At 62.3% G+C, this 18,352-nt stretch carries 19 protein-coding genes; 12 read left to right on the forward strand and 7 right to left on the reverse strand.

Going from position 1 to position 18,352, the window contains the following annotated elements:
• Positions 1–136 precede the first annotated feature (136 nt).
• From FSO04_RS28485 to FSO04_RS28540, 12 genes are all read left to right on the forward strand, one after another.
• Positions 137–511, forward strand: a complete 375-nt coding sequence (locus tag FSO04_RS28485) for an Mth938-like domain-containing protein (protein WP_154564788.1) — start codon at positions 137–139, stop codon at positions 509–511.
• 211 nt (positions 512–722) lie between these two features.
• A complete protein-coding gene (locus FSO04_RS28490) occupies positions 723–2,480 on the forward strand; it encodes a glycosyltransferase family 39 protein (protein WP_154564790.1) in 1,758 nt (585 codons plus the stop codon).
• 25 nt (positions 2,481–2,505) lie between these two features.
• Entirely contained in the window at positions 2,506–2,877 is a 372-nt protein-coding gene (locus tag FSO04_RS28495; protein WP_054034531.1) for an SMR family transporter, read from the forward strand.
• A 259-nt stretch (positions 2,878–3,136) separates the two neighbouring features.
• The gene (locus tag FSO04_RS28500; protein ID WP_154564792.1) at positions 3,137–4,288 is read left to right on the forward strand and encodes a DegT/DnrJ/EryC1/StrS family aminotransferase; all 1,152 of its coding nucleotides are present in this window, start codon (positions 3,137–3,139) and stop codon (positions 4,286–4,288) included.
• 6 nt (positions 4,289–4,294) lie between these two features.
• Positions 4,295–5,338 carry a glycosyltransferase gene (locus FSO04_RS28505; RefSeq protein WP_154564794.1) on the forward strand — a complete coding sequence of 348 codons (1,044 nt, stop codon included), beginning with the start codon at positions 4,295–4,297 and terminating at the stop codon, positions 5,336–5,338.
• Positions 5,335–6,282 (forward strand): formyltransferase, encoded by a 948-nt coding sequence (locus FSO04_RS28510; RefSeq protein WP_154564796.1) that lies wholly within the window; start codon positions 5,335–5,337, stop codon positions 6,280–6,282. Before FSO04_RS28505 ends, FSO04_RS28510 begins: the two co-directional genes overlap by 4 nt.
• On the forward strand, positions 6,279–7,325 hold the full coding sequence (locus tag FSO04_RS28515; RefSeq protein WP_154564798.1) for a bifunctional UDP-4-keto-pentose/UDP-xylose synthase: 1,047 nt from the start codon (positions 6,279–6,281) through the stop codon (positions 7,323–7,325). Before FSO04_RS28510 ends, FSO04_RS28515 begins: the two co-directional genes overlap by 4 nt.
• Before the next feature lie 10 nt (positions 7,326–7,335).
• Entirely contained in the window at positions 7,336–8,229 is an 894-nt protein-coding gene (locus FSO04_RS28520; RefSeq protein ID WP_154564800.1) for a polysaccharide deacetylase family protein, read from the forward strand.
• A 150-nt stretch (positions 8,230–8,379) separates the two neighbouring features.
• Positions 8,380–8,841 (forward strand): peroxiredoxin, encoded by a 462-nt coding sequence (locus FSO04_RS28525; protein WP_168435879.1) that lies wholly within the window; start codon positions 8,380–8,382, stop codon positions 8,839–8,841.
• Between the two features lie 347 nt (positions 8,842–9,188).
• Positions 9,189–11,078 carry a PhoH family protein gene (locus FSO04_RS28530; RefSeq protein WP_154564802.1) on the forward strand — a complete coding sequence of 630 codons (1,890 nt, stop codon included), beginning with the start codon at positions 9,189–9,191 and terminating at the stop codon, positions 11,076–11,078.
• 205 nt (positions 11,079–11,283) lie between these two features.
• A complete protein-coding gene (locus tag FSO04_RS28535; protein ID WP_154564804.1) occupies positions 11,284–12,456 on the forward strand; it encodes a C40 family peptidase in 1,173 nt (390 codons plus the stop codon).
• Between the two features lie 156 nt (positions 12,457–12,612).
• A complete protein-coding gene (locus FSO04_RS28540) occupies positions 12,613–13,419 on the forward strand; it encodes an SDR family oxidoreductase (protein WP_154564806.1) in 807 nt (268 codons plus the stop codon).
• Positions 13,420–13,527: 108 nt separating this feature from the next.
• On the opposite strand, the gene FSO04_RS28545 is transcribed toward FSO04_RS28540, so the two are convergent.
• The 7 genes from FSO04_RS28545 to rpsF all read right to left on the reverse strand — a co-directional run bounded on the left by FSO04_RS28545 (position 13,528) and on the right by rpsF (position 18,309).
• Positions 13,528–14,538: an inorganic phosphate transporter gene (locus FSO04_RS28545; RefSeq protein ID WP_154564808.1), complete on the reverse strand. Its 1,011-nt coding sequence runs from the start codon at positions 14,536–14,538 to the stop codon at positions 13,528–13,530.
• The gene (locus FSO04_RS28550; RefSeq protein WP_028196679.1) at positions 14,538–15,164 is read right to left on the reverse strand and encodes a DUF47 domain-containing protein; all 627 of its coding nucleotides are present in this window, start codon (positions 15,162–15,164) and stop codon (positions 14,538–14,540) included. The genes FSO04_RS28545 and FSO04_RS28550 overlap by 1 nt, the downstream gene beginning before the upstream one ends.
• Positions 15,165–15,292: 128 nt before the next feature.
• Positions 15,293–16,678, reverse strand: a complete 1,386-nt coding sequence (locus tag FSO04_RS28555) for a replicative DNA helicase (RefSeq protein WP_063495982.1) — start codon at positions 16,676–16,678, stop codon at positions 15,293–15,295.
• A 147-nt stretch (positions 16,679–16,825) separates the two neighbouring features.
• Positions 16,826–17,278: a 50S ribosomal protein L9 gene (gene rplI / locus FSO04_RS28560; RefSeq protein ID WP_054034563.1), complete on the reverse strand. Its 453-nt coding sequence runs from the start codon at positions 17,276–17,278 to the stop codon at positions 16,826–16,828.
• 27 nt (positions 17,279–17,305) lie between these two features.
• Positions 17,306–17,581, reverse strand: coding sequence for a 30S ribosomal protein S18 (rpsR, locus tag FSO04_RS28565; RefSeq protein ID WP_012432802.1), 276 nt, complete (start codon positions 17,579–17,581; stop codon positions 17,306–17,308).
• A gap of 2 nt (positions 17,582–17,583) precedes the next feature.
• Positions 17,584–17,883: a primosomal replication protein N gene (priB, locus tag FSO04_RS28570; protein WP_028196682.1), complete on the reverse strand. Its 300-nt coding sequence runs from the start codon at positions 17,881–17,883 to the stop codon at positions 17,584–17,586.
• 51 nt (positions 17,884–17,934) lie between these two features.
• On the reverse strand, positions 17,935–18,309 hold the full coding sequence (gene rpsF / locus FSO04_RS28575) for a 30S ribosomal protein S6 (protein ID WP_154564810.1): 375 nt from the start codon (positions 18,307–18,309) through the stop codon (positions 17,935–17,937).
• Positions 18,310–18,352 lie beyond the last annotated feature (43 nt).

Genomic DNA, 18,352 nt, shown 5'->3' on the forward strand with positions numbered 1-18,352 from the left:
CAAGCCTTTTCGGCCGCTTCTGTGTCACTCGCTGTGCCACTCGCGTGTCCCGCTCGCGTCAAACCGCCCTGCTTCCGTTCTGCCAGGTCAGGCCGCCAACACGCATGATGTCTCACGACGACTTCGGAAAACGAATTTGAAATTACATCAGGATTCCAGCGGCGCCCTCAACACCGTCACCGGTTACGGCGCCGGCTATGTCGAAATCAATCTGGTGCGCCACGTCGGCAGCATTCTCCTGCTGCCGGAAGCCCCCGTCATCCCTTGGCCTGTCTCCTCGTTCGAAGACCTGAGCGCCGAGCACTTCGCCATGCTGGTGGACGCCGCGCCCGAAGTGGTCATATTCGGCAGCGGTGAGAGGCTGCGCTTCCCCCATCCGCGCCTGACCGCCGCGCTCACCGCCAAACGCATCGGCGTCGAAACGATGGACTTCAAGGCCGCCTGCCGCACCTACAACATTCTGATGGCCGAGGGCCGCAAGGTCGCGGCCGCGTTGCTGATCGAAGCCTAGTGGCGCCGAGCAGCGGGTGTTTGCCTGACGTGCCGGCACCGGCCGTCGGGCATGGCAGCCGCCGCGTGCGCATCGCCGGACCGGCCGCGCGCCCTGGCCGCGCCACGGCCGATAACGTACACTGCGCGCCATTGGCGCCATGCTGGCGATCGCCATTTTCAAATAACACTGCCTCGCTGCCCACGCGGCGTCGCCAAAAAGGTTGAAATTCATGAACGATACGCCGACGAGGCTACCGCTCAACCGCACCACGATCCTGCTGCTGGTGCTGGCCCTCGCCGTAATCTGGTTCGTGCCGCTCGGCTGGCGGCATCTGCTGCCGAGCGACGAAGGCCGCTACGCCGAAATGGCGCGCGAAATGTTCGTCACCGGCGACTGGATCACGCCGCGCTACAACGGCTACAAGTATTTTGAGAAGCCACCGCTGCAAACCTGGCTCAACGCGCTCACGTTCGCGTGGTTCGGCATCGGCGAATGGCAGGCGCGGCTCTACACCGCGCTGACGGGCTTTGCCGGCGTGCTGTTGATCGGCTTCACCGGGGCGCGCGTGTTCAATGCGGCGACCGGCGTGTTCGCGGCGATCGCGCTGGCCACGTCGCCGTACTGGAACCTGATGGGCCACTTCAACACGCTCGACATGGGCCTGTCGTTCTGGATGGAGCTGACGCTCTGCGCGCTGCTGCTGGCGCAGCGCCCCAACCTGCCGACGGCCAACGTGCGGGCATGGATGTGGGTGTGCTGGGGGGCGATGGCGCTGGCGGTGCTGTCCAAGGGCCTCGTCGGCGTGATCCTGCCGGGTGCGGTGCTGGTGCTGTACACCCTCGTCGCACGCGACTGGGCCGTATGGAAGCGTCTGCATCTGATCGGCGGCCTGATCGTGTTCTTCGCGATCGTCACGCCGTGGTTCGTACTCGTGCAGCAGCGCAACCCGGAATTCCTGAACTTCTTCTTCATCGTTCAACAGTTCAAGCGCTATCTGACGCCTGAACAGAACCGCCCCGGGCCGTTCTACTATTTCGTGCCGGTGCTGCTGGTCGGCTTCCTGCCGTGGTTGTCGGTGACCTTCCAGAGCGTGCGCCATGCGTGGCGCTTGCCGCGCCAGCCGAACGGCTTCGCGCCGGTCACGCTGATGCTGGTATGGACCGCGTTCATCTTTCTGTTCTTCAGCGCTTCTCACTCCAAGCTGCTTTCGTACACGCTGCCGATCGCGCCGCCGATCGCCCTGCTTGTCGGCATGTACCTGCCGCTCGTCACACGTGACCAGTTGCGCCGCCATCTGGCCGGCTATGCGTTGTTTCTCGTCGTGGCCGCGTTTGCCGCGATGTTCATGGGGCGCTTCGGCAACGCGCGCAACCCGACCGAGCTGTACGTCGAATACCGCACCTGGGTGCTGGCGGCGCTCGGCGTCGCCTTCGTGGTCACGCTGTTCGCGCTGTGGCTGAACCGCCGCAGCCGCGTCGGCACCCTTGGCGCCGTCGCGAGCTTTGGCGCGGCGTGGCTGCTGCTCGGCACGATCGCCGGCACGGGTCACGACGTGTTCGGTCGCCTGAGTTCCGGCGCGCCGCTCGCGCCCGCGATCAAAGCCGAAATCGCGAAGTTGCCGGCCGATACGCCGTTCTACTCGGTCGGCGTGCTCGACCATACGATGCCGTTCTACGTCGACCACACGATGATCATGGTCGAACATCCGGACGAACTGGCGTTCGGCATATCCGTCGAACCGCAGAAATGGGTGCCGACGGTCGACGCGTGGATCGAGCGCTGGAAGGCCGATCGCTATGCGCTCGCGCTGATCCCGCCGTCCACTTACGACAGGCTGCTCAAAGAGGGGCTGCCGATGCAGGTGATCGCGCGCGACTCGCGCCGGGTGGTGGTGACGAAGCCCGTGGCGGTGCCCGCATCCGACGCTGCGGCGCAGAACGCACCGGCGCCCGACGCACCCGCACCAGTGGAAAAACCACAACAATGACCCCATCTCAGGAACTGACCGTTCGATGAACCCGATTTCGCTCTTTTGTATCCTCGCAGGCGTCACGTTGAACGCCGGTGCGCAGTTGCTGCTCAAAGCCGGAACGAATGCCGTTGGACACTTCGAATTCACCCGTGCGAACATCCTGCCCATCGCCTTTCGCCTCGCGACCCAACCGCCGATCATCGGCGGGCTGGCCTGTTATGTGATCAGCGTGGGCGTATGGGTGATCGGACTCTCGCGGGTGGACGTGTCGATCGCCTATCCGATGTTGTCGCTCGGATACGTCGTCAACGCGTTCGCGGCGTGGTATCTATTCGGCGAAGTGATGTCGGTACAGAAGCTGGTGGGGATCGGCGTCATCCTGATCGGCGTGGTCGTCCTGGCGCGCAGCTAGGCGGGCACGGCCCCGGCAGCACGGCGCCGGGCACGATTTATTACCGTTTATTGCGCGGCACTGATGCGCGCGCCGCGAAAATGCCGGCGGAAAAAGATGCGGAAAACCGGGCATCGTCGCCGGATAAGTAAAACGTAAGCTTGGCCGCGGTAAGCTTGGCGGTTGCGCCCTTTTTTAGTCGTGGCCTTGGGTTTGCGCGTAGTTTGTGATCTACTTCGCGCCCTTCGGGTTGCGCCCCTTTCAATCGAGCGAAGCATTCATGAGCCAGTCAACAGTCCCGTTTTTGCCGTTTGTCAAACCTGAGATCGATGAAGAGACGATTCAGGGCGTCGCCGACGTGCTCCGCTCCGGTTGGATCACGACCGGCCCGCAGAACCAGAAGTTCGAAGCGGCGTTGTCCGAGTTCTGCGGCGGCCGTCCGGTGCGCACGTTCAATTCCGGCACCGCGACGCTTGAAATCGGGCTGCGTATCGCCGGTGTGGGCGAAGGCGACGAGGTCATCACCACGCCCGCCTCGTGGGTCGCGACCAGCAATGTGGTCTACGAAGTCGGCGCGACGCCGGTGTTCGTCGACATCGATCCGGTCACCCGCAACATCGACCTCGATCTGCTGGAAAAGGCCATCACGCCGCGCACCAAGGCGATCATTCCGGTGTATCTGTCGGGCCTGCCGGTCGACATGGACCGGCTGTATGAAATCACCCGCGCCCACAAGCTGCGCGTGATCGAAGACGCCGCGCAGGCGTTCGGCTCGACGTGGAAAGGCGAGCGCATCGGCAAACTCGGCGATATGGTCTCGTTCAGCTTCCACGCGAACAAGAATCTGACCTCGATCGAAGGCGGCGCACTGGTGCTGAACAACGAGGAAGAAGCGATCCTCGCGCAGAAGTACCGCCTGCAAGGCATCACTCGCACCGGCTTCGACGGCATGGACTGCGACGTGCTGGGCGGCAAGTACAACCTGACGGACGTCGCCGCGCGCGTCGGCCTCGGCCAACTGCCGCATCTGGAGCGTTTCCTCGCACAGCGCAAAAAGCTCGTGCGCGCCTATTTCGCCGGGCTCGAAGGCGGCGCGGCGGTCAAGCTGGGCATCGGCCTGCCGTATGCCGACTTCGAAAACAGCAACTGGCACATGTTCCAGATCACGCTGCCGCTCGAAAAGCTGTCGATCGACCGCGCGGGCTTCATGGGCCAGTTGAAGGAACGCGGCATCGGTTCGGGCGTGCACTACCCGGCGATTCACCTGTTCTCGCTGTACCGTGCGCGCGGCTTCAAGGAAGGCATGTTCCCGCATGCGGAGCGCTACGGCGCCACCACCGTCACGCTGCCGCTGTTCACGCTGATGAACGAGGGCGACGTGGAGCGGGTCTGCCGCGCGGTCAATGAAATTTGCGAACAATACGGAAAATAAGCGGAAATGATTTATTCGGAACATCGCGCCGTCGCACCGGAAGTGTCGATCATCATCCCGGTGTACAACGAGGAAGCCGGGCTGGCCGCGCTGTTCGCGCGCCTCTACCCGGCGCTCGACGCGCTCGGCACCGGTTATGAAGTGATCTTCATCAACGACGGCAGCCGCGACAAATCCGCCGCCCTGCTCGCCGAGCAGTTCCGCGCGCGGCCCGACACGACCCGCGTGATCCTGCTGAACGGCAACTACGGCCAGCATATGGCGATTCTGGCGGGCTTCGAGCAGTCGCGCGGCGAGATCGTGATCACGCTCGACGCCGACCTGCAGAATCCGCCGGAGGAAATCGCCAAGCTGGTCAACAAGATGCGCGAAGGCTACGACTACGTCGGCACGATCCGTCTGCAACGCCAGGACAGCTTGTGGCGCCGCAAGGCGTCGCGCGCGATGAACCGTCTGCGCGAGCGCATTACGCGCATCAAGATGACCGACCAGGGCTGCATGCTGCGCGCGTACAGCCGGCACATCATCGACACGATCAATCGCTGCGGTGAAATCAACACCTTCATTCCGGCGCTCGCGTACACCTTCGCGCAGAACCCGGTCGAGATCGAAGTCGCGCACGAAGAGCGTTTTGCCGGCGAATCGAAGTACTCGCTGTATTCGCTGATCCGTTTGAATTTCGACCTCGTCACCGGCTTCTCGGTGGTGCCGCTGCAATGGCTGTCGTTCATCGGCGTGATCCTGTCGCTCGGATCCGCGGCACTGTTCGTGCTGCTGCTGATTCGCCGCTTCATCATCGGCGCGGAAGTGCAAGGTGTGTTCACGCTGTTCGCTGTCATCTTCTTCCTGCTCGGCGTGATCATCTTCGCGTTGGGCCTGCTGGGTGAATACATCGGCCGGATTTATCAGCAGGTGCGCGCGCGTCCGCGTTATCTGGTGCAGACGATTCTCGAGCAGCGCGACGGCACCACCGTGACCGAAGCGCCGCGTCAGGCGGTCGTGCAGGCCGTGCAGGCCGCGCCGCTGATCGATCAGGGCCCGAATCCATGAAGCCGCGCGCCGTCGTATTCGCGTATCACAACGTCGGCGTGCGCTGCCTGCAGGTGCTGCTCGCGCGTGGCGTCGACGTGGCACTGGTCGTCACGCATGAGGACAGTCCGACCGAAAACATCTGGTTCGGCAGCGTCGCCTCGGTTGCGGCCGAGCACGGCATTCCCGTCGTTACGCCGGCCGATCCGAAGGGCCCGGAACTGCGCGCCGCGGTCAGCGCCGCGCGTCCGGACTTCATCTTCTCGTTCTACTACCGCCACATGTTGCCGGTCGACCTGCTGGCGCTCGCCGCACGGGGCGCTTACAACATGCACGGCTCGCTTCTGCCGAAGTACCGCGGCCGCGTGCCGACCAACTGGGCGGTGATCCACGGCGAAACCGAAACCGGCGCGACGCTGCACGAAATGGCTGCCAAGCCCGACGCGGGCGCGATCATCGCGCAAACGCCGGTGCCGATCCTGCCCGACGACACCGCCGCGCAAGTGTTCGACAAAGTCACGGTGGCCGCGGAACAGACCCTGTGGCGCGTGCTGCCGGCCTTGCTGACGGGCGAAGCGCCGCATCTGCCGAACGATCTGACGCACGGCAGCTACTACGGCGGGCGCAAGCCGGAAGACGGCCGGATCGATTGGACGCAACCCGCGCAACAGGTCTACAACCTGATCCGCGCGGTCGCGCCGCCCTATCCCGGCGCATTCACCGATATCGCAGGCCACCGCTTCATCGTCGCCCGCGCGCGTCTGGCTACGCCCGGCGCGCTTCGCTCGGATTTGCCCCCGGGCCTGCACGTAAGCGATAATGCCGTTTTTGCGATATGCGGCGACGGTCGCTCGATCGCCATCCACGAATTGCGGCACCAGCATGACGGCAACGAAACCGTTGTCACCGCGGCCGAATTCGCCCGGCTCATCCAAACTCCCCTCGAAACTCCCCGTTACTCATGAAAAAAGTCCTGATTCTGGGTGTGAACGGCTTTATCGGCCATCACCTGTCCAAACGCATTCTCGAAACGACCGATTGGGAAGTCTTCGGGATGGACATGCAAACCGAACGTCTGGGTGACCTGATCAACCATGAGCGGATGCACTTCTTCGAAGGCGACATCACGATCAACAAGGAGTGGGTCGAGTATCACGTCAAGAAGTGCGATGTGATCCTGCCGCTGGTCGCGATCGCCACGCCCGCCACTTACGTGAAGCAGCCGCTGCGCGTGTTCGAACTCGACTTCGAAGCGAACCTGCCGATCGTGCGTTCGGCCGTCAAGTACGGCAAGCACCTCGTGTTCCCGTCGACCTCCGAGGTCTACGGCATGTGCACGGACGAACAGTTCGACCCGGAAGAGTCGCAACTGTCGTACGGCCCGATCAACAAGCCGCGCTGGATCTACGCGTGCTCGAAGCAGTTGATGGACCGCGTGATCTGGGGTTACGGCATGGAAGGCCTGAACTTCACGCTGTTCCGTCCGTTCAACTGGATCGGCCCGGGTCTCGATTCGATCTATACGCCGAAGGAAGGCAGCTCGCGCGTGGTCACGCAGTTCCTCGGCCATATCGTGCGCGGCGAGAACATCAGCCTCGTGGACGGCGGCGCCCAAAAGCGCGCGTTCACGGATATCGACGACGGCATCGGCGCGCTGATGAAGATCATCGAAAACAAGGACGGCGTCGCCACGGGCAAGATCTACAACATCGGCAACCCGACCAACAACTTCTCGGTGCGCGAGCTCGCGCACAAGATGCTGACGCTGGCCGCCGAATTCCCGGAATACGCCGAGCTGGCCAAGAAGGTGCAACTGGTCGAAACGTCCTCGGGCGCGTACTACGGTGCGGGCTACCAGGACGTGCAGAACCGCGTGCCGAAGATCGACAACACGATGCAGGAACTCGGCTGGGCGCCGAAGTCGACCTTCGACGAAGCGCTGCGCAAGATTTTCGAAGCGTATCGCGGCCACGTCGCCGAAGCTCGCGCCCTCGTCGAACAACAATAAGGCCTGATCCTTGGCTCGTATCGTCCTGAAGATCGACGTCGACACGCTGCGCGGTACCCGCGAAGGCGTGCCGAATCTCGCGCGCATCTTCGACCGCTTCAAGGCGCGCGCCACTTTCCTCTTCAGCCTCGGGCCCGACCACACCGGTTGGGCGATGCGCCGCGTGTTGCGGCCGGGCTTTCTGAAGAAGGTGTCGCGCACCTCGGTGGTCGAACATTACGGCATCAAGCAATTGATGTACGGCGTGCTGCTGCCGGGCCCGGATATCGGCGTGAAGACCGCCGCGGAAATGCGCGCGATTCACGAGGCCGGTTTCGAATGCGGCATCCATACCTGGGACCACGTGTACTGGCAGGACAACGTGCGTTCGCAAGACCAGGAGTGGACCGAGAAGCAGATGCAGAAGAGCTTCAACCGCTTCGTCGCGATCTTCGGCGCGCCGCCCGTCACGCACGGTGCGGCGGGCTGGCAGATGAACGGACATGCGTTCGAGCAGATCGACGCGTGGGGCATGCACTACGCGTCCGACGGGCGCGGCCACTCGCCGTATCTGCCGGTGGTCGACGGCCGGCAACTGTCGCACGTGCAGATGCCCACCACGCTGCCCACGCTCGACGAAGTGCTGGGTGTGGATGGGGTCGATGAGCACAACGTCGCCGCATGGATGTTGAAGCACACCGAAAACAATCCGCACGATCAGGTGTTCACGCTGCACGCGGAACTCGAAGGACAAAAGCTCGCACCGATTTTCGAGCAGTTGCTGGAAGGCTGGCGCGCGCAAGGCCACACCTTCGCGACCATGGGTGATTACTACGCCACGCTGGACCGCAGCACGCTGCCATCGTACCCTGTTACGTGGGGCGAAATTCCAGGCCGCTCCGGCGAGTTGATTGTCCAGCTCTGACTGGCCAATCCATAGCCCGCACTGACGACCCGGCCGCCGCGCGAGCGACCACCACACGCGCCAGTCGCCCTCCCCGAAAGCCTCGATGCCAGGCCGACGCCGCAGCAGTTGCAAGTGCTGCGGCGTCGGCCATAACAACCGGAGAACCTCGTGCCCATCGCAGTCGACCAACCCATCCCCGACTTTACCGCCCCCGCTACCGGTGGCGAGATCACGCTGTCCAAGCTGCGGGGCAAGAAGGTGGTGCTGTATTTCTACCCGAAGGACAACACGCCGGGCTGCACGACCGAAGGTCTGCAATTCCGCGATCTGTATCCGAAGTTCAGGAAAGCCGGCGCGGAAATTCTCGGCGTGTCACGCGACAGCCTGCGCTCCCATGACAATTTCAAGGCAAAGCTCGAACTGCCGTTTCCGTTGATCTCGGACCCGGAAGAAACCTTGTGTGCGCTCTTCGGCGTCATGAAATTGAAGAAAATGTATGGCAAAGAAGTGCGTGGGATCGAACGCTCCACGTTCCTGATCGACGCCGAAGGCGTGCTGCGCCAGGAGTGGCGCGGCGTGAAAGTGCCAGGGCATGTCGATGACATTCTGGAGGCTGTACAAGCGCTTTGAGGCGCGTTATATTGGGTTCCAATGAGTGCCTGTCCACCCCACACTTTTCGTCGCTGCGCCAGACTTGACGGCCGTTTTGTCGGCTCCGTCGAAGTCATGAGGCGCAACGCGATAACCGAAGGCGAGCCGCTTGTCCCGTACGCCGGGGCGGCGGCTTTTTTAATTGCGCAGAGCCGTGCGTTCACTCGGCCACGCGCTTCCGTTAAGGAGCCGATCGAAAACCAGGCGAACCGGCATCTCTAGACCGAATGCGCGCCTCCGGGCGCAAACTGCGTGCGCACTCACTGGCACCGGCAGAATGCGACAGGCGGCGCACGAAATGTGACCCGATTAATTCGAGGGAAACCATGCCTTTGCCTACCCCCCCCAGCAAGCTCGGCAATCTCCTGCCGCCTGACGAATACAAGGCCAAAGCCGCCACGCCGGCGCGCTCCGCCGCGAAGAAACAGGCAGTCGGAGGGGAATCAGCAGAGTCGGCCGATTACGGCCGCGCGAACGTCGCCACACCGATGGCGCACGCCGCCAATGCCGCGACCACGTTGCGGCCCGTGCCGGCATCGTCGGCCTCCCCTGCTGCGTCTGCATCCGCCGAGCAAGCCGCACCGGCGCGCGACGCAGGCGCGCGCGGTCGCAAATCGAAGCAGACCGCCGCCTTGCTGCAACCGGTTCCCGCTACCCGTCCGCAAGCCGAACCAGCGGTCGTTCCTACGCCTGCGGCCAAATCGCAACCGGTCGTCGCGCGCGCGCCAAGCGCGAAAGACCCGGCCGCCAGCACGCCCGCAGCCGTAGCACCCAGCACGCGCGGCACCAGCAAGAAGCGCGGCGCAGCCGCAGACCCGCTCGAAATGCAGAAGCTTTTCGTGCTCGACACGAACGTGCTGATGCACGATCCAAGCTGCCTGTTCCGTTTCGAGGAACACGACGTCTATCTGCCGATGATGACGTTGGAAGAACTCGACAACCACAAGAAGGGCATGTCGGAAGTCGCGCGCAACGCGCGGCAGGTGAGCCGCACGCTGGACGCGCTGGTGGCGAACGCCGGCAACATCTCGGACGGCATTTCACTTGCGCGTCTCGGCAGCCGTGAGGCGTCCGGGCGCCTGTACTTCCAGACCAAGCTCAACGCCATCGAGCCGGTCGAAGGTCTGCCGGAAGGCAAGGCCGACAACCAGATTCTCGGCGTGGTGCGGGCGTTGCAGCGCGACCGGATGGATCGCCAGGTCGTGCTGGTGTCGAAAGACATCAACATGCGCATCAAGGCGCATGCACTCGGCCTGCCCGCGGAAGACTACTTCAACGACCAGGTACTCGAAGACAGCGATCTGCTGTACTCGGGCATCCGCGCGCTGCCCCAGGATTTCTGGACCAAGCACGCGAAGGGCATGGAAAGCTGGCAGGACACCAAAACCGGCACCACGTATTACCGCGTGACGGGTCCGCTCTGCGCTTCGATGCTGGTCAACGAATTCGTCTATCTGGAACCGCAGAACGGCGAGCCGACGTTTCATGCGCTGGTGCGCGAGCTGAACGGCAAGACGGCGCTGCTGCAAACCTTGCGCGACTACGGCCACCACAAGAACAACGTGTGGGGCATCACGGCGCGCAATCGCGAGCAGAACTTCGCGCTGAACCTGCTGATGAATCCGGAGATCGACTTCGTCACGCTGCTGGGTCAGGCTGGCACCGGCAAAACGCTGGTCGCGCTCGCGGCCGGTCTTGCCCAGGTGCTCGACGACAAGCGCTACAACGAGATCATCGTGACGCGCGCCACGGTGCCGGTCGGTGAAGACATCGGCTTTCTGCCGGGTACGGAAGAGGAAAAAATGCAGCCGTGGATGGGTGCATTCGACGACAACCTCGAAGTCCTGCAGAAAACCGACGACGCCGCCGGCGAATGGGGCCGCGCCGCGACTCAGGAACTGATCCGCTCGCGCCTGAAGGTCAAGAGCATGAACTTCATGCGCGGCCGTACGTTCGTGGACAAGTATCTGATCATCGACGAGGCGCAAAACCTGACGCCGAAGCAGATGAAGACGCTGGTCACGCGCGCGGGTCCAGGCACGAAGATCATCTGTCTCGGCAATATCGCGCAGATCGATACGCCTTACCTGACGGAAGGCAGTTCGGGCCTGACGTACGTGGTCGACCGCTTCAAAGGCTGGGCGCACAGCGGGCACGTGACGCTGGCGCGTGGCGAGCGCTCGCGCCTGGCGGATTACGCGTCGGAGATTCTTTAAGTTTCAATGCTTTAGCTTCGGCTAGAAGCCGCGTCCGGGTCAGCCCGGACGCGGCTTTTTTATTGGGCACACGTTCCCGCTGGGCAACACTTAGCGCACAAACTTCAAGTAAGTTATCAAGAATTCTTGCCTGAGCCAGGTTCGACGGGCTACCATCCCGAAATCGTCCGCCATTAAACGAGCGTTTACCGCTCCCTTCGTCTTCATGCGCCGACTCGCCTTTTCGCTGCTGACCGTTTTGCTGCTCGCCGCTTGCGCCGGCGCGCCGCAAAACACGTCGCGCGGGCCGGGTTCATCGGTCGTGGTCACGAACGGCGCCTATCATGCGCCGCCGCCGGGCTTCCCGAATTTCGTCGACCACAGCATCGGTCGCGAGGAAATCTCAATCCAGGCGATGAGTCTGGTCGGCATTCCATACCGCTGGGGTGGGAATACGCCCGATAGTGGCTTCGATTGCAGCGGATTGGTTCGCTATGTGGTGTCACGCGCTGCATCCGTGAATCTGCCGCGGACTACCGCGGATATGAGCGGCCGCGGCGAATCGATCGAACCGGATGAAATTGCGCCGGGCGATCTGATTTTCTTCAACACCACCGGACGCGCGCATTCGCATGTCGGCATTTATGTGGGCAAGCTGCGCTTTGTTAACGCGCCGTCGACGGGCGGCACCGTGCGGCTCGACTACCTGACCAATCCGTATTGGGCCAAGCGCTTCGACGGTATTCGTCGGGTGGCGGCTCCGGCTGCGACACCGGCGCCGTTCGATACGCCGAGCTATCAGGCGGCGGCGCCTCAACCCGAGCGTGTTGCGCCGGTGGGTCAGGCTCAGTCGGCACCGGCTTATGCGGATGCCGCGGTGACAGCGCAAGCTTCGGGCTATGCCGCGAACCCTGTGACGCCACAGCAAACGGCGCGTGTCGCGGCGACCACTCGTCCGCCGTTGACCGCAACCGGCCAACCTACGGTAGCCGCGACTGCGGCACCGCAAGCTGATCCGTTCGAGCCCCCACCGCCTGGTATGAGCGCCGCGCAGATGCAAGCGCGCGCGACAGGTGCGGTGTCTCCGGGGTCCGTGCCGACCGCTCAGGCGAGTACGTATGACGCTGTTGCCGGCTCGGCGAATCAGCAGACAGCGGCTGCGCGTGCTGAACCGCCAACGGTTACGGCTCGCGCGCCTGATCCGATCGACGCGGCTGCCGATGCGTTCGAGCCGCCGCCACCCGCTTCCGTCGCCGTGCGCCAGGCCCAACAAGCTCGTCAAGCCGAGGGGAACGCGGGCGTGCAGATCATGCGCGCCTCGACCGCATCGCGTGGCACCCCTGCCCCCACGCAAACCACCGACGACCCAATCGCGCGCTTTGCCAACGGCAGTTTCTAACGGCTCAGGCCGTGGCTCATTGCTCGTAGCGACGGCCGTGCCGCTCGAATTCAGTCTCCCGGTAGCGCCCACACTCCGCACCTGGAACCTGCCCATCCCCGCTGCGCTGCCGATCTGCTATCGTCATCGATATTCTTCCGACAGCGGGTGATAACGATGGATCTCGGGCTGAATGACAAGGTGGTATTAATCACGGGCGGCAGCAAAGGGATCGGGTTCGCCTGCGCCCGGGCGTTCGCCCTCGAGGGCGCAAAGGTCGCGATCGTTTCGCGCGACCCCGCCAATCTCGCACGCGCTTACGAACAGTTGAAGCAGGAGGGTCTGCACGTGCATCGCACTCGCGCCGACCTGCACGAACCGCACAGTGCTGCGGACATCGTCGAGGAAGTCAGCACCGCCGTCGGCCCCATCGACGTGTTGATCAACAGCGCCGGCGCAGCCCGCCGCTATGACCCGGAAACGCTGGACGCCGACGCGTTCCGCGCCACCATGGAAGCCAAATATTTCCCTTACATCTACCCGCAGCAGGAAGTGCTGCGGCGCATGGCCGAGCGCGTCAAGGCCGGCGACGGCGCCGCACCCGGCACGATCGTCAACATCATCGGCATGGGCGGCAAAATCGCTAGCGACATCCATATCGCCGGTGGTGCCGCCAATGCCGCGCTGATGCTCGCCACCGTCGGCCTCGCCCACTACTACGCGCGCTACGGCATCCGCATCAACGCAATCAATCCGGGGGCGACGCTGACCGAGCGCGTCGAGGAAGCAGTCAAGCTGGAAGCGTCGCGGCAAGGCATCGAAAACGCGGACGCGCTGGCGCGCGGGCAGGCCAAGGTGCCGCTCGGACGCTATGCAAAACCGGAGGAAATCGCTGACGTCGCGCTGTTTCTGGCGAGCCGCCGCGCGAGCTATGTGACGGGCGCAATCGTCCCGATGGATGGAGGCAGCACGCCGCTGATTTGAGTGGCGCGCTTTATTTGCAGCTTTTAGGGGTGTGCGGCCCGGTGCTTTTGGCTCCGGGCTCCATGGCAGAGCATTGTGCGGACTGCCTTCGCCGTCCGCACTTGCCGTTTACAGGAAGCGGTGGCCGAGCCACCAGGCAGCCGCGGAGAGCGCTGCGGAGGCCGGAATCGTCAGAATCCACGCCCAGACGATGTTGCCCGCTACCCCCCAACGCACCGCACTCAACTTCTGCGTCGCGCCGACACCGACGATCGCGCCGGTAATCGTATGCGTGGTGGACACTGGAATGCCGAGCCACGACGCGGTGAACAGCGTGATCGCCCCGCCCGTCTCGGCGCAAAAACCCCCTACCGGCTTCAGCTTGGTGATCTTCTGGCCCATCGTGCGGACAATCCGCCAACCGCCGAACAACGTGCCGATACCCATCGACAGATAGCAGCCACCGATCACCCACAGCGGCGGTGCGTCCGCGATCGACGAGGCATAGCCGGTCGCGATCAGCAGCATCCAGATGATGCCGATGGTCTTCTGCGCATCGTTACCGCCGTGGCCGAGGCTATACAAACCTGCGGAGACAAGTTGCAGACGCCGGAAACGCCGGTCGACCTTACTCGGTGGCGTGCGGAAATAGATCCACGAGACCGCCAGCATGAAGAACGAGCCGAGTACGAAACCGAGCAGCGGCGAGATGAAAATGAAGGTAACCGTCTTCATCAACCCGTCGAAATTGAGCGAACCCCAGCCCGACTTGGCAAGCGCCGCGCCCACCAGCCCACCGATCAGCGCATGCGACGAGCTGGACGGAATACCGTAATGCCACGTGATGATGTTCCAGCCGATCGCGCCGACCAGCGCGCCAAAAATGACGTAGTGGTCAACGATATTCGGATCGATCGTGCCTTTGCCGACCGTTTGCGCCACTTTCAGGTGGAACACAAAATACGCGATAACGTTGAATGCCGCCGCAAAGGCCACGGCCTGCTGTGGTTTCAGCACGCCGGTCGACACGACCGTGGCGATCGAATTCGCCGCGTCGTGGAAACCGTTCATGAAGTCGAAAATCAGCGCGACGGCAACCAGGCCGGCGACGACCCAGATAGCGAGTTGTATCGATTGCATTATGCGTTTTCCAGCACGATGCCTTCGATGATGTTCGCCACGTCCTCACACTTGTCGGTGATCGTTTCGAGCAGTTCGTAAATGGCCTTCAGCTTGATCAGCGTCTTGACGTTGTCTTCTTCGCGGAAAAGCTTCGACATCGCCGAGCGCAGCACGCGGTCGGCTTCCGATTCCAGACGGTCGATGTCCTCGCACGCCTTCAGGATCTGGCTCGCCTGCTTCATGTCCGACAGCAGGCTGACGGCGAACTGCACACGCTCGGAGGTGGCCGTGCAGATATGCGCCAACTGGCTCGCTTCGGAGGTCACCGCCTGCACGTCGTACAGCGAGATAGCGGTAGCGACGTCCTCCATCAGATCGAGGATGTCGTCCATCGTGGTGATCAGCTTGTGGATCTCGTCGCGGTCGAGCGGCGTGATGAAGGTCTTGTGCAGCAGGTCGATGGCTTCGTGGGTGAGCTTGTCAGCGGCCTTTTCGGCCTTCTGCACGTTTTGCTTGTGGGTCTCGGCGTCCTGCAGGTTGTCGATCAGCAGCTCGAGTTCGCGGCTTGCAGAGACGATGCACGTTGCGTGCGCATTGAAAATTTCAAAGAACTTGCCCTCGGTGGGCATGAAACGACCGAACATTGGGATCCCGAAAATTGGTCACATTATGGCTGACATAAAACCGCCACATTGTACCGTTCCGGGATCGACGCCGCACTTTTGAAAGCACCGTTACAACAGGCGCTTCACTTATCTCTTCACTTATCTCTTCACTCGCTGTAGAAATTCTGCGCACCGGCAAAATTGTCGAACTTCGTGAATTGGCCGTGGAACGTAAGGCGAACAGGGCCGATCGGACCATTCCGCTGTTTACCGATGATAATCTCCGCCGTGCCCTTGTCCGGGCTGTCCGGGTTGTACACCTCATCGCGGTAAATGAACAGAATGACGTCCGCATCCTGCTCGATAGCGCCGGATTCGCGCAAGTCGGACATGATCGGCCGCTTGTTCGGGCGCTGCTCAAGACCCCGGTTGAGCTGCGACAACGCGATCACGGGTACGTCGAGTTCTTTGGCGAGACTCTTCAGCGAACGCGAGATTTCCGAGATTTCGGTCGCACGGTTTTCACCCGACGACGAACCGCTCATCAGTTGCAAATAGTCGATGATGATCAGGCCGAGCTTGCCGCACTGGCGCGACAGCCGACGCGCGCGGGAGCGCAGTTCCATCGGGTTCAGGCCGCCGGTTTCGTCGATGAAAATCTGCGCCTCGCTCATTTTCTGCACCGCGTGCGTGAGCTTCGGCCAATCCTCGTCAGTCAGACGCCCGGTCCGCATGCGGTGCTGGTCGAGCCGGCCGACCGAGCCCAGCATACGCATGGTGAGCTGCGAACCCGGCATTTCCATGGAGAACACGGCGACCGGCAGGCCATACTCGACCGCCACATACTCGCCGACGTTCATCGAAAACGCCGTCTTACCCATCGACGGGCGCCCTGCCACGATGATCAACTCACCGCCGTGCATGCCCGAAGTCATGCGATCCAGATCGACGAAGCCAGTCGGCGTGCCGGTCACATCGCTCGGATTGGCGGTGTGATACAGCGTGTCGATCCGCTCGACCACCTCGGTCAGGAGCGGCCCGATCTCCAGGAAGCCCTGCGTGCCACGCGCGCCGTCTTCAGCGATCGAAAACACCTTCGATTCGGCCTCGTCCAGCAACTGGCGGACTTCCTTGCCCTGCGGATTGAAAGCGTCGGCGGAAATTTCGTCGGCCACGGATACGAGGCGGCGCAGCACCGCACGATCGCGCACGATTTCCGCGTAGCGGCGGATATTGGCCGCGCTTGGCGTGTTCTGCGCCAGCGCGTTCAGGTACGCCAGACCGCCGACCTCTTCCGCCTTGCCCGAGGTGCCGAGCGCCTCATACACGGTAATCACGTCGGCCGGACGCGTCGCCGCGATCAGCTTGCCGATGTGCTCGAAAATGATGCGGTGGTCGTATCGGTAAAAATCGCTCTGTGACAGGAAGTCGGCGATGCGGTCCCATGCCGCGTTGTCGAGCAGCAGGCCGCCCAGCACCGACTGCTCGGCTTCGATCGAATGCGGCGGGACTTTCAGCGACTCGATTTGGGGATCTTTGGACGGTGCGTTCATGGAGAGGAATTATCGGGGTAAATGCGCGCGGAGGGAAATCAAAAACCGATACTTCGGTGCATCGAAAACGGGCAATAAAAAAGGCAGGGGCCGGTCACCCGGCCCCTGCCTTTTGCCAGCAACAACCTGGCAGATGCTACTACATGCTTAGACGTGTTCGCCGATCACAGCCACGTTGACATCGACGAGAACGTCGGTGTGCAGCGAGATCTGAACAGCGTGGTCGCCAACCAGCTTCAGCGGGCCTTCCGGCAGACGCACTTGCGCCTTTTCCACTGCGAAGCCTTGCTTAACCAGTGCGTCAGCGATGTCCGCGTTCGTCACCGAACCGAACAGACGGCCGTCGACGCCAGCCTTCTGATTGATCTGAACCGTCGAGCCTGCCAGCTTTTCGCCTTGAGCTTGAGCGGCAGCCAGCTTTTCAGCGGCGATCTTTTCGAGTTCTGCGCGGCGAACTTCGAATTCAGCCAGGGCTTCCTTCGTTGCACGGCGAGCTTGCTTGTTCGGGATCAGGAAGTTACGTGCGTAACCGTCCTTGACCTTCACGATATCGCCCAGGTTGCCCAGATTGACGACTTTTTCCAGAAGAATAATTTGCATTCGGATACTCCTTATCGCGTCGTCGGGTTAGGCCTTGTGCTGGTCGGTGTACGGCACCAGCGCGAGGAAACGTGCGCGCTTGATTGCCGTATCCAGCTGGCGTTGATAGTGCGACTTCGTACCCGTGAGACGCGCCGGCGTGATCTTGCCGTTTTCGCCGATGAAGTCCTTCAGCGTTTCGAGGTCCTTGTAGTCGATGTGATCGACGTTAGCGGCCGTGAAACGGCAGAACTTCTTGCGCTTGAAGAGCGGATTTTGTTGCTGACGACGCTTGTCGAATTTCTTACCAGTCGGGCGGGGCATGTTCAGTCCTTTCCAATGTCCTGCAATTCTGTGATGTGAAATACCAGAGTTCTTGCGTTGCGGTGCTTTTTCGCCAGAAAGCCTGTGAAGAGCGTTTCTACGCCCATCTGACAGCCTTCCAGCTTACCGCTCGCCTCACCTGCGGCTACCGCCTGCATGGTCAGTTCGACTTGCCGGGCAATGCCGGCTTCGACGACTTCCGTGCGGTGGTGCAACGTGCAGCCTGCAATCGGAACGCCGGCGGGGGTATACCGCACCGGTTCGCGTTCGACGACGCTGGCCGTAAGTTGCAGCCGATTCATGTAGCCTTTGGCGAGAGCGACGCTTTCGTCTGGTAGCTTAAATAGTGTGTCTTAAGCCTGCGCTTCGGACGGTTGCGTAGCAGCCGACTTCTTGGCTTCTTCGCGCTGCACTTCCTTCATCATCGGCGACGGGCCGGTTTCGGCCTTCTTCATCTTGACGATCAGGTGACGCAGAACCGCGTCATTGAACTTGAATGCGTGTTCCAGCTCGTCGAGCGTGGTTTGGTCGCATTCGATGTTCATGCAGACGTAGTGAGCCTTCGCGAGTTTCTCGATCATGTAGGCCAGTTGGCGACGGCCCCAGTCTTCGATACGGTGGATCTGGCCACCGTGCGAGGTGATCGCGCTCTTGTAACGCTCGATCATGGCGGGCACTTGCTCGCTCTGATCGGGGTGCACAATAAAGACGATTTCATAATGACGCATACACACTCCTTGTGGACTTGTGGATTAGAGCCACCCGGGCGTC

The organism is Paraburkholderia madseniana (assembly GCF_009690905.1).
GTDB classification, from domain to species: Bacteria; Pseudomonadota; Gammaproteobacteria; order Burkholderiales; family Burkholderiaceae; genus Paraburkholderia; species Paraburkholderia madseniana.

Excerpts from the sequence above, each read along its gene's own strand:
- rpsR (WP_012432802.1), bottom strand. The coding sequence starts at position 17,581 with ATGCCCCGCCCGACTGGTAAGAAATTCGACAAGCGTCGTCAGCAACAA.
- FSO04_RS28495 (WP_054034531.1), top strand. The coding sequence starts at position 2,506 with ATGAACCCGATTTCGCTCTTTTGTATCCTCGCAGGCGTCACGTTGAAC.
- FSO04_RS28500 (WP_154564792.1), top strand. The coding sequence starts at position 3,137 with ATGAGCCAGTCAACAGTCCCGTTTTTGCCGTTTGTCAAACCTGAGATC.
- rplI (WP_054034563.1), bottom strand. The coding sequence starts at position 17,278 with ATGCAAATTATTCTTCTGGAAAAAGTCGTCAATCTGGGCAACCTGGGC.
- FSO04_RS28490 (WP_154564790.1), top strand. The coding sequence starts at position 723 with ATGAACGATACGCCGACGAGGCTACCGCTCAACCGCACCACGATCCTG.
- FSO04_RS28555 (WP_063495982.1), bottom strand. The coding sequence starts at position 16,678 with ATGAACGCACCGTCCAAAGATCCCCAAATCGAGTCGCTGAAAGTCCCG.
- priB (WP_028196682.1), bottom strand. The coding sequence starts at position 17,883 with ATGAATCGGCTGCAACTTACGGCCAGCGTCGTCGAACGCGAACCGGTG.
- FSO04_RS28550 (WP_028196679.1), bottom strand. The coding sequence starts at position 15,164 with ATGTTCGGTCGTTTCATGCCCACCGAGGGCAAGTTCTTTGAAATTTTC.
- FSO04_RS28545 (WP_154564808.1), bottom strand. The coding sequence starts at position 14,538 with ATGCAATCGATACAACTCGCTATCTGGGTCGTCGCCGGCCTGGTTGCC.
- FSO04_RS28535 (WP_154564804.1), top strand. The coding sequence starts at position 11,284 with ATGCGCCGACTCGCCTTTTCGCTGCTGACCGTTTTGCTGCTCGCCGCT.
- FSO04_RS28540 (WP_154564806.1), top strand. The coding sequence starts at position 12,613 with ATGGATCTCGGGCTGAATGACAAGGTGGTATTAATCACGGGCGGCAGC.
- FSO04_RS28515 (WP_154564798.1), top strand. The coding sequence starts at position 6,279 with ATGAAAAAAGTCCTGATTCTGGGTGTGAACGGCTTTATCGGCCATCAC.
- FSO04_RS28505 (WP_154564794.1), top strand. The coding sequence starts at position 4,295 with ATGATTTATTCGGAACATCGCGCCGTCGCACCGGAAGTGTCGATCATC.
- rpsF (WP_154564810.1), bottom strand. The coding sequence starts at position 18,309 with ATGCGTCATTATGAAATCGTCTTTATTGTGCACCCCGATCAGAGCGAG.
- FSO04_RS28530 (WP_154564802.1), top strand. The coding sequence starts at position 9,189 with ATGCCTTTGCCTACCCCCCCCAGCAAGCTCGGCAATCTCCTGCCGCCT.
- FSO04_RS28510 (WP_154564796.1), top strand. The coding sequence starts at position 5,335 with ATGAAGCCGCGCGCCGTCGTATTCGCGTATCACAACGTCGGCGTGCGC.